Here is a 9,646-nt window from a genome sequence, read left to right as displayed (position 1 = left end):
TTCATAAACAAGGCCGTCAGGAATACGAATACATAGGCCTGTAAGAGGCCGTCAAAAATGTCAAAATAGAAGCTGAGCGGTATCGGCACCAGAAACGGAACAACCGCTTTGACAAGCTCCATGACAACAAATCCGCCCAGTATATTTCCAAAAAGCCGCATACAAAGCGACAGCGGACGGATAAAGATCTCCAGCACAAGAACCGGAGTCACCACCGGCACCGGCTTGGTAAAATGCACGCACCAGTGCTTCAGTCCATTTTTATGGATTCCCGAATATTCGATCAGAAGCATGCTCATGATCGCAAGCGCCGCCGTGACATTCAGATCCTTGGTGGGCGGCTTAAAGCCCGCAAGGCCGATCAGGTTGGCCACAGCAAGATAAAGAGCCACCGTCATCAGCCACGGAATATAGCGCTTATTGGACTTCCCGATGATCCCTTCAAAGAAATCACTTCCCCAGGCGATCACCGACTCCAGCGCAAGCTGCACCTTTCCCGGATTCTCCACCTTCAGATTTCTCACAAACACAATTGAAAGGACCGCCAGAACCGCCATGATGATCCATGTCACAACCACAGCTTCATCCACACCGATCCCGCCGAATATGGGAATTTCAAAGACCGTCTCACAAGTTAATTGCTCTAACAGCTCATTCGTTAACTCTTCCGTACTATCCCCTTCCTTCATTTTTCCTTTTCATAAGTTTAAATAACATTACTGCTAAATATAAGAAAAGTCAATAACCCTAAAATATTTCTTAACAAATGGCAATCACCATTTAAACCCTCTCAGTATTTGTCTGTTTCTGACAATTTCCCCGTCTTTTTCCGCACTTATTTGTATATTATAAATATATTTTCTCTTCCCCTTCGATTTTTGCAAAGTTTTTTACACAATTCGCACAATATTCCGCGAAAAAATCTGCGAAAAATCTACAAAGTTGCAAAATGAGACGTAGTCTTTTTGCAAAGGTCTACGTCCCAAATTGTCATTTGCCCTGTACCCAATCGCACTTTACCCTGTACCCAAATGAACAATGCCCTGTACCTATCTGCATCGCCAAAGAAGAATCAGCCAGAACGCCATATCTCCAAATACAAGTATCATCATCACCGGCAGCGACCACCCCGGTAACGGCCTGGCAAGAGTAATATATACAAATAAAAAAGAAAAAATAATCTGTATGATCAGCTTCAAGGTTTCCAGCACATATTTCAATATCCGATACACCCGCTCCCGATTCGCGGCAGTCACTTTTACACCGGTGTTCCACACCCGGGGAACCTGCTCTACTCCTGTACAAAGCAGATAAAGCCCCCACTGCATCACCAGCATAAAAATGAGAATTCCTTTCCCGCCCCATCTGTCAATCTGCCCCGAGGCTCCGAAATGCATCGGCAGCTTATCCGGAAATGTGCTCCATCCAGCCAGAAGATAGAACGTCATTCCCACAAGCAGCGCCAGACAGAACCCCTGCAATATTTTATCTGCAATACTACTTTTTACCTTCATGCTCCTTCCTCCTCTGCTAATTTGGGACGTAGACCTTTTGCAAAGGTCTACGTCCCAAATTGTCATTTGCCCTGTACCTAATCGCACTTTACCCTGTACCCGACTGACATCTTTCTATAATTTTCTGGGCTTTTTCGTAAATCTGCCCGGGGGCTTCTCCGACAAAGAACTCCCCGTTTTCGTACAATATCTTTCCATTTACCATGGTAAGTTTCACATTCTGCTTACTGCCGCTGTACACCAGATTTTTGGTGATATTATTCAGCGGCTGCATATTGGGCTGCTGCAGATCGATCAGGATCAGATCTGCAAGCTTTCCTTCTTCCAGCGTATCGCACGCATCAAGTCCCATGGCTTTTGCGCCGCCCGCCACTGCCATATAGAGGACCTGATCGGCATCTACGGCCGCCGCGTCCATATCTTTCAGCTTGGCAAGGCCGGTGGTAAGGAACATCTCCCGAAACATGTCCAGGCAGTTGTTGCTGGCCGGGCCGTCTGTTCCGATCCCGATATTGATGCCTTTCTCCATCATCCGGCGGATCGGCGCGATGCCGCTGGCAAGTTTTGTATTGGAACCGGGGTTTGTGATCACGGACAATCCCTTTTCTCTGAAAATGTCCAGATCTTCCTCGGTCATATAAACGCAGTGGAATCCGCCGCCGCCGTAATCAAACATCCCCAGGGAATCCAGATATGCCGTGGGCGTCATCCCGTTTCTTTCCATGCACTGCTCCACTTCCGCGCGGGTCTCTGAATTGTGGGTAAATACCGGCGCCTGATATTTCCGTGCCAGGTCCGCGATCTTCCGAAGCAGCGGTTCCGATGTGGTATATTCCGCGTGAAATCCCAGCCGGAAACTGATCAGTTCACAGGAACCGTTCAGCGACTGATACCATTGCTCCAGCTCCTCCGCAGACTGGGAGAAATCGTTGACCGCCCCGCACAGTACCGTCCGGAATCCCATATCCGAAGAAGCCCTGGCAATCGTTTCCGGCGTCAGGTACATATCAAAATTAGCAGTGATCCCGCTGGTGAGATACTCCAGGATGGCAAGTTTGGATAATTCGTAAATATCTTCCCCGGTAAGCTTCGCCTCCATCGGGAATATCTGCTCATTCAGCCAGGCCTGCAGCGGCAGGTCATCTGCGAAAGAGCGCAGAAATGTCATGCCTGAATGGGTATGGGCATTTTTAAACCCGGGCATCAGAAGATTTCCGCCGGCGTCAATCTCCCGGTCCCACTTTACAGAGTCCGGGCCACCCTCACAGCCGCATTCTTTTCCGCCGCCTTCCGCACAGCCTTCTGCGCAGCCTGCCTTTTTCCCCGGCGCTCCCACATACGCGATCCGGTTCCCTTTTACATGAAGTTCTCCTTCTATGATCTTCATCCCTTCCGCCATGGTCAGGATCCTTGCATGATAAAACCTGATATTCAAGACAGCCCCTCCCTTGCCATATTCACGACCGCCGCAGTCACCAGCTGTTCAAACAGCGGAGCCACTCTGTCCGCCGTCTCCTGCACCTCCTGATGGCTCAGGGGATTTTCGGTGAGTCCGCAGGCCAGATTGGAAATACAGGAAATGCCGCATACCTTCATTCCCATATGGTTCGCCGCAATCGCTTCACATGCTGTACTCATGCCTACTGCATCCGCTCCCAGGATCCGGCACATCCGCACCTCTGCCGGCGTCTCAAAATTCGGCCCGGTCAGCTGGATATAGGTTCCCTCCTGCAGAGGAATGCAAAGCTTCTCAGCCGTCTTCCGGATAATCCCCATCAGCCCCTTGTCATATACCTGCGACATATCCGGAAATCGAACGCCCAGTTCGTCCAGATTCGGGCCGATCAGCGGCGATGGCACAAAGCTTGCGATCTGATCTCTGATCAGCATAAAATCCCCGGCTGCAAACTCCGGATTCACTCCGCCCGCCGCATTCGTTAGAAACAAGATCCGCGCCCCAAGCGCGTGCATAAGCCGGATAGGCAGTACCACATCCGACATAGCATACCCTTCGTAATAATGCACCCGGCCCTGCATGGCAACCACCGGCACGTCCTCGATATATCCAAACAAAAACCGGCCTTTGTGCCCCTGCACCGTGGATACCGGAAATCCCTCGATCTCATGGTAGTCCACCGTCTGCACCACCCGGATCTGCTCCCCGTAATTTCCAAGCCCCGATCCCAGCACCAGCGCGATCGCAGGCACAAAATCCACCTTCTCCTGCACGGAATGAAGGCATCTCTTCAACTTCTCATACACCGGATTTTCATGGACCGGATGGTTACACACCTGGCTCATACAATACCACCTCTTTCCGCTTCAGACTTTCCGGGACATTGATCAGCCGCTGGTTGGACGACCCCCGGAACAACAGGGTAATGTCTTTCTTCGCCTCCACGAACCGGCCATCCACCAGCACATCGATCATGGACAGCATTTCATCCGTAAATGCACATCTGGCCCGGCTTTCTTCCAGCAATTCTTTATCAAACAGATATCCGGTATAACACCAGACCGTTTTTTGCGGGAACCGCTCTTTAAACTTCCGCAAAAGCCCTGTCAGCACCTCCTGGCTGGACGGTTCAAAAGGCTCCCCGCCAAGAAGGCTTAATCCCGCGATATACCCAGGCGCGGCTGCATCAAGGATCTCTTCTTCCGTCTCCTGTGTGTATTCTTTTCCAAAAGAAAAATCCCAGGTTTCCTGGTTAAAGCATCCCGGACAGTGATGGGTGCACCCGGACACAAAAAGGGAGACTCGTACTCCCTCCCCGTTCGCAATATCATATTTTTTTATTTCTCCGTAATTCATGGTCCTCTCCCTAAAATACTTTTCCTGCTTTCTTTAGTATAGCAAAGGCGCCAGGTCTTTAAAAGACTTGGCGCCCTTTTTTACAAATACTTTTTACAGATGCAGTACCCGGTCTTTGATCTCCTGGGTCCTTCCCTGGTTCCAGAACTGCGTGCCGATGTATCCGCAGGTTCTTCTTGCCACAAACATCTTGTCCTGATCTGTATTTCCGCAATTCGGGCATTCCCAGATCAGCTTGCCGGATTCATCTTCCTTAATCTGGATCTCTCCGTCATAGCCGCAGCACTCGCAGTAATCACTCTTTGTGTTCAGCTCTGCATACATAATGTGATCGTAAATGAACTGCATCACAGAAAGCACCGCCGGCAGATTGTTCTGCATATTCGGAACCTCGATATAGCTGATCGCACCGCCGGGTGAGAGCTTCTGGAACTCCGATTCGAACTCCAGCTTGTGGAATGCGTCGATCGGTTCTGTCACATGTACGTGATAGCTGTTCGTGATATAATTTTTATCTGTAACTCCCTCAATAATACCGAAACGCTTCTGCAGACATTTTGCGAATTTGTAAGTGGTGGATTCCATCGGGGTTCCGTAAACAGAATAGCTGATGTGTTCTGCTTCCTTCCACTCCTTACATTTATCATTGAGCCGCTGCATCACCTGCATGGCGAATGGTCTTGCCTCCGGATCGGTATGGGATTTTCCCAGCATCCGTACGCACATCTCATAAAGTCCTGCGTATCCAAGAGAAATGGTTGAGTAGCCGTTATATAAAAGTCTGTCGATCTTTTCACCCTTTTTCAGTCTGGCCAGCGCGCCGTACTGCCACAGGATAGGCGCCACATCAGAAATAGTTCCCAGCAGTCTTTCGTGACGGCATCTGAGCGCCCGGTGGCACAGTTCCAGTCTTTCGTCCAGGATCTCCCAGAACCGGTCCATATCTCCTTCCGAAGAGCAGGCAACATCCACCAGGTTAATGGTCACAACGCCCTGGTTAAATCTTCCGTAAAATTTATGGCTGCCGTCCGCATTTCTCTGGGAATCCTCCACAGTCAGAAAAGAACGGCATCCCATACACGGATAAACCTCTCCCTGCTTCAATTCCTTCATGATCTTTGCGGAAATATAATCCGGCACCATACGTTTTGCGGTACATTTTGCCGCCAGTTCTGTCAGATGCCAGTATTTGGAATCTTCCCGGATATTATCCTCATCCAGCACATAGATCAGCTTCGGAAATGCCGGTGTGATCCACACGCCTTTTTCATTTTTCACGCCCTGCATCCGCTGGATCATCACTTCTTCAATGATCATAGCCAGGTCGTCTCTGGTCTGGCCTTCAGGCACTTCGTCCAGATACATAAATACGGTTACAAACGGCGCCTGTCCGTTACAGGTCATCAGGGTGATCAGCTGATACTGGATGGTCTGGATACCGCTTCGGATCTCTTCTTTTAAGCGTCTTTCTGTCACCTTGCTGATGATCTCTTCGTCCATGGACTCGCCGCATTCCTCACGCTCTGCGATCACATATTTACGGATCTTCTGGCGGCTGATGTCCACAAAAGGCGCAAGGTGTGCCAGTGTAAATGACTGGCCGCCGTACTGATTGCTGGCAACCTGTGCCACGATCTGTGTCGTTACATTACAGGCCGTAAAGAAGCTGTGGGGCTTCTCGATCAGAGTCTCGCTGATCACCGTGCCGTTCTGCAGCATATCCTCCAGATTGATCAGGTCACAGTTATGCTCTTTCTGCGCAAAATAATCCGAATCATGGAAATGGATGATTCCTTCTTCATGCGCCTGCACGATCTCTTCCGGAAGAAGCACACGCCTGGACAGGTCCTTGCTGACCTCTCCTGCCATATAATCTCTCTGCGTCGAATTGATCACCGGATTTTTATTGGAATTTTCCTGATTTACTTCTTCATTTAAATGCTCGATCAATGCCAGGATGCCGTCGTCGGTGGTGTTGGTCTTTCTTGCCAGTTCCCGTTTATAGCGGTAACGGACGTATTTCTGCGCCACCTCATAGCCGCGCATCTCCATGATGCTGGTCTCCACCAGATCCTGGATATCCTCCACATTCACCGCATGGGTAGATTCCTTCACCATCTCCGCGATCTTCTCGGCGATCGCCACAATCTGATATTCGTTCATCTGATGGATTCGGTCCACCTCCGCATTAGCCTTTGTAATCGCATTCTCGATCTTGGAAATGTCAAAAGAAACCTCTTCCCCATTTCTCTTGATTACTTTTGTCTTCACATCTATAGCCATGCTTCCCCTCTTCCTTTCTACCAAATCTTGGGATTTTCTTTCGCTCCGTCCACAATATCTTGTGCAGGTAATATCATACAACAAAATCCAGGAAAAGAAAAGGGGGATTTTTCAAATTTTTTTACATGATTTTTAAAATTTTTACATGGCGCCCGGCGCGCCTCAATTTCACGGCTACGCAGCGCACCTCGCTTCCAACGCACCTCGATTCCGCGTTTCGCGCTCCATCTCGGTCGTGGCTTTCGCCACATAAGAAGCAGCAGATTCTGACGCAATCGAGCAACGCACCTCGATTCCGCGCTCCGCGCTTCATCTCGGTCGTGGCTTTCGCCACATAAGAAGAGGGAGACACAAGTTCTGGTATGCAAGCATCCCTCTCCTTGTGTCTCCCTCTTCTTGCGTTGCTCAATTGCTGCACGCAAAAAAAATCGCCGACCCCGCAGCTCCACCGGCTGCAAAATCAGCGATCCTGAATGCGCGATCAGGGGTTCGAACCCTGGACACCCTGATTAAGAGTCAGGTGCTCTGCCAGCTGAGCTAATCGCGCATTTCTTATTATTTGCTTAACGCAAGTGCTATTATATAACAGTTTTTTTTAGATTGCAAGTCTTTTTTTCTTCATTTGCTCATATTTTTTCTTCCCACGCATATACTTCTACCGGGGAGTGATGTTTATGAAATCTTATCTGAAAAAATATATCGGCAGGGAGGATCTGAAACTTATATTTTCCGTGATCTTGCTGGGATCTTTGTGCCATTTTCTCTACGACTGGTCCGGCCATCTCGCCCTCGCGGCCTTATTCTGCCCGGTTAATGAATCCGTCTGGGAACATCTGAAACTCTTATATTTCCCATTTCTTCTGGTTTCCCTTCTCTTCCACAGACACAAAATCAGACAGGCCCGCTTCCTCTTTTCCCGTTTTCTGGGCGTCTGCTGCGGCATGAGTTCTATCCTTGTCCTTTTTTACACCTACACCGGCATAACCGGACAAAGCTTTTTACCGGCAGACCTATTGATCTTCTGCTTTAGCACGATCATTTCCTTCTTTGCCTCCTCTTTCTTTTATCACAAACTCCAGGTCACCCCTTCGCTTACGACCACCGTCCTTCTCTGGGCGGTCCTGAGCTTTTTCTTTTTCTTTTTTACCTGCTATCCGCCCAATCTCCCATTGTTTTTCCCACCAAATATAGTATAATCAAATTATAGAATTTACAGAACATTTACGGAAGGAGTAACTTTATGAAAAAGCAAACTGTCAGCTGCAAAATAGAACATCACGCCGTTCTTTTTGCACTCCTGGCAAAATATGCAATTCAAGAATGCGGTGATGAAGGACGCGAAGCCATTCTGGCCGGCATGACCGCTTACGGAAATGAACGCGGAATGCGGATGGCCCAGAACGCTCTCGCCCACGGAGATGAACTCACCACCATGACCAACCAGGCTTACGGAGAATGGCAGCCCGATTATGAAGGACAGATGGAATTCGGGCAGATACGGACCGAACCCACACTCCAAACCTACATATCTAAATGCGCCTGGTGCGATGCCTGGAAAAAACACAACCTCATGGAATACGGGAAATTATATTGCGTAAATGTCGATAACGCAGTTTATCAAGGGTTCCGGTCAGATTTTACCTGTACCCATCTGTCTCCCGCCATGAGCTGGGGCGGCGATCAGTGCAAATTCGACTGGGGGCATCCTATTTCCCCGGAAGAATCCAAAGAACTGGCGAAAAAGAAAAAAGAACTGGGCACCAGCTGTATGAAAGACTTCAACTTCCATACCGCGCACCTGAAGTATACCATCAGCCGGTTTCTGGTCAATTATCTGGGCGAAGACGGACAAAAAGCCGTCTCCCTCGCACTACGGGAATACACCGAAAAATTCGGCAAAGAATATCTGGATGCGCTGGACGGGGTTTACCCCTAACGGAAAGGGGACGGGGGATTTCTGGAAATCCCCCGTCCCCTTTCCGTTAGTTCCACTTTATCCACATATCTGTCCACATTGTTATCCACACACTTATTCACAGGGAGGTTACGTTTATGTCTATTAAGAAAAAAGTCGGAATTATCGGCTGCGGCAACATGGGCGGCGCCATTTTATACGGTGCCTTAGAGAGCGGGATCTTATCAAAGGATGATGTATACGTCTATGATATCAATCCAGCTATGATGGAAAAAGCGTCCGGCTGGGGTGTTCATCTTTCCCGGAATGACGAAGATGTCTGCCAGAACGCAGATCTGATCCTTCTTGCAGTAAAACCTCAGAATGCCGCAGAAGCTTTGGCGCAATGTAAAAAAGCCCTGGAAGGAAAGGCTTTGATGTCCATCGTTGCCGGTGTTACCGTATCCAGGCTCCAGGCCATGATTGACGGAACGCCGAGGATATTGCGGATTATGCCCAACACTCCTGCAATGGTTTTTGAAGGCGCCTTTGCTCTTTGCTCTGACAATGATTTTACAAACGAAGAACTGGAAGCCGCCAAATCCCTCTACTCTTCTATCGGCATCGTAGAACTGGTGCCAGAACATCTGATCGATGCAGTCTGCGGACTGAGCGGCGGCGGGCCCGCTTATGTATCCATGTTTATCGAAGCCATGGCTGACGGCGGGGTAAAACAAGGCCTTCCAAGAAAAACCGCTTATCGTCTTGCTGCACAGACCTGTCTTGGAACAGCAAAAATGATCCTGGAAATGAATATTCACCCAGGAGAATTAAAAGATATGGTCACCTCACCCGGCGGTACAACCATCGAGGGCTGTGAAGCCCTGGAAAAAGGTGGCATGCGTGCCGCAGTCATGGAATGCATCAATGCCGGCGCAGAAAAATCAAAACAACTTTAAAAAATTATCCACATACTTATCACCAACACTTTTTAAAATGGTGGAAAAATACAAGGAACCTTTTAATGGGGACGGGGGATTTCTGAAAATCCCCCGTCCCCATTAAAAGGTTTTTTTGATAACTTTCAATCTTGTAAACTCTTCTCTTTCTTTTTCTTCCAATGCATTGTTAATGGTGTACACC

At 48.9% G+C, this 9,646-nt stretch carries 10 protein-coding genes and 1 tRNA gene; 3 read left to right on the top strand and 8 right to left on the bottom strand.

Features of this window, described 5'->3' with window-relative positions; translation table 11 throughout:
* The 7 genes from H6A13_RS11815 to H6A13_RS11785 all read right to left on the bottom strand — a co-directional run.
* Positions 1-689, bottom strand: a 689-nt coding sequence (locus H6A13_RS11815; protein WP_204909763.1) for a F0F1 ATP synthase subunit A, incomplete at its 3' end; no start/stop codon positions are given.
* A 360-nt stretch (positions 690-1,049) separates the two neighbouring features.
* Positions 1,050-1,514 (bottom strand): DUF1648 domain-containing protein, encoded by a 465-nt coding sequence (locus H6A13_RS11810; RefSeq protein ID WP_204909762.1) that lies wholly within the window; start codon positions 1,512-1,514, stop codon positions 1,050-1,052.
* A gap of 88 nt (positions 1,515-1,602) precedes the next feature.
* Positions 1,603-2,949, bottom strand: a complete 1,347-nt coding sequence (locus H6A13_RS11805) for an amidohydrolase family protein (RefSeq protein ID WP_243424790.1) — start codon at positions 2,947-2,949, stop codon at positions 1,603-1,605.
* Positions 2,946-3,815 carry a purine-nucleoside phosphorylase gene (locus H6A13_RS11800; protein WP_204909761.1) on the bottom strand — a complete coding sequence of 290 codons (870 nt, stop codon included), beginning with the start codon at positions 3,813-3,815 and terminating at the stop codon, positions 2,946-2,948. Before H6A13_RS11800 ends, H6A13_RS11805 begins: the two co-directional genes overlap by 4 nt.
* The gene (nrdG, locus tag H6A13_RS11795; protein ID WP_204909760.1) at positions 3,799-4,326 is read right to left on the bottom strand and encodes an anaerobic ribonucleoside-triphosphate reductase activating protein; all 528 of its coding nucleotides are present in this window, start codon (positions 4,324-4,326) and stop codon (positions 3,799-3,801) included. Before nrdG ends, H6A13_RS11800 begins: the two co-directional genes overlap by 17 nt.
* Positions 4,327-4,419: 93 nt before the next feature.
* Positions 4,420-6,609 carry an anaerobic ribonucleoside-triphosphate reductase gene (gene nrdD, locus H6A13_RS11790; protein WP_204909759.1) on the bottom strand — a complete coding sequence of 730 codons (2,190 nt, stop codon included), beginning with the start codon at positions 6,607-6,609 and terminating at the stop codon, positions 4,420-4,422.
* Positions 6,610-7,083: 474 nt separating this feature from the next.
* Positions 7,084-7,156: transfer RNA gene (locus H6A13_RS11785), tRNA-Lys, on the bottom strand.
* 121 nt (positions 7,157-7,277) lie between these two features.
* Between H6A13_RS11785 and H6A13_RS13570 the strand changes: the two genes are divergently transcribed.
* The 3 genes from H6A13_RS13570 (at position 7,278) to proC (ending at position 9,462) form a co-directional block, all read left to right on the top strand.
* Complete coding sequence (locus tag H6A13_RS13570) at positions 7,278-7,805, top strand: DUF6512 family protein (protein ID WP_420827232.1); 528 nt, start codon at positions 7,278-7,280, stop codon at positions 7,803-7,805.
* A gap of 44 nt (positions 7,806-7,849) precedes the next feature.
* Positions 7,850-8,545, top strand: coding sequence for an L-2-amino-thiazoline-4-carboxylic acid hydrolase (locus H6A13_RS11780; protein WP_204909758.1), 696 nt, complete (start codon positions 7,850-7,852; stop codon positions 8,543-8,545).
* A gap of 116 nt (positions 8,546-8,661) precedes the next feature.
* Positions 8,662-9,462: a pyrroline-5-carboxylate reductase gene (proC, locus tag H6A13_RS11775; protein WP_204909757.1), complete on the top strand. Its 801-nt coding sequence runs from the start codon at positions 8,662-8,664 to the stop codon at positions 9,460-9,462.
* 102 nt (positions 9,463-9,564) lie between these two features.
* Here the strand turns inward: proC and H6A13_RS13345 are convergent, their stop codons facing one another.
* On the bottom strand, positions 9,565-9,645 hold the full coding sequence (locus H6A13_RS13345) for a V-type ATP synthase subunit D (RefSeq protein WP_338043071.1): 81 nt from the start codon (positions 9,643-9,645) through the stop codon (positions 9,565-9,567).
* Between the last annotated feature and the right edge of the window lies 1 nt (position 9,646).

Source organism: Mordavella massiliensis, from assembly GCF_016902415.1.
In the GTDB taxonomy this organism is placed as follows: domain Bacteria; phylum Bacillota; class Clostridia; order Lachnospirales; family Lachnospiraceae; genus Merdimonas; species Merdimonas faecigallinarum.
The sequence above is the reverse complement of the archived record's forward strand: the minus strand, read 5'-3'. Positions and strand labels throughout refer to the sequence as shown.

Coding starts and splice junctions, on each gene's coding strand:
- H6A13_RS11810 (WP_204909762.1), bottom strand. CDS start 1,514: ATGAAGGTAAAAAGTAGTATTGCAGATAAAATATTGCAGGGGTTCTGT.
- H6A13_RS11800 (WP_204909761.1), bottom strand. CDS start 3,815: ATGAGCCAGGTGTGTAACCATCCGGTCCATGAAAATCCGGTGTATGAG.
- nrdG (WP_204909760.1), bottom strand. CDS start 4,326: ATGAATTACGGAGAAATAAAAAAATATGATATTGCGAACGGGGAGGGA.
- nrdD (WP_204909759.1), bottom strand. CDS start 6,609: ATGGCTATAGATGTGAAGACAAAAGTAATCAAGAGAAATGGGGAAGAG.
- H6A13_RS13570 (WP_420827232.1), top strand. CDS start 7,278: ATGTTTATGAAATCTTATCTGAAAAAATATATCGGCAGGGAGGATCTG.
- H6A13_RS11780 (WP_204909758.1), top strand. CDS start 7,850: ATGAAAAAGCAAACTGTCAGCTGCAAAATAGAACATCACGCCGTTCTT.
- proC (WP_204909757.1), top strand. CDS start 8,662: ATGTCTATTAAGAAAAAAGTCGGAATTATCGGCTGCGGCAACATGGGC.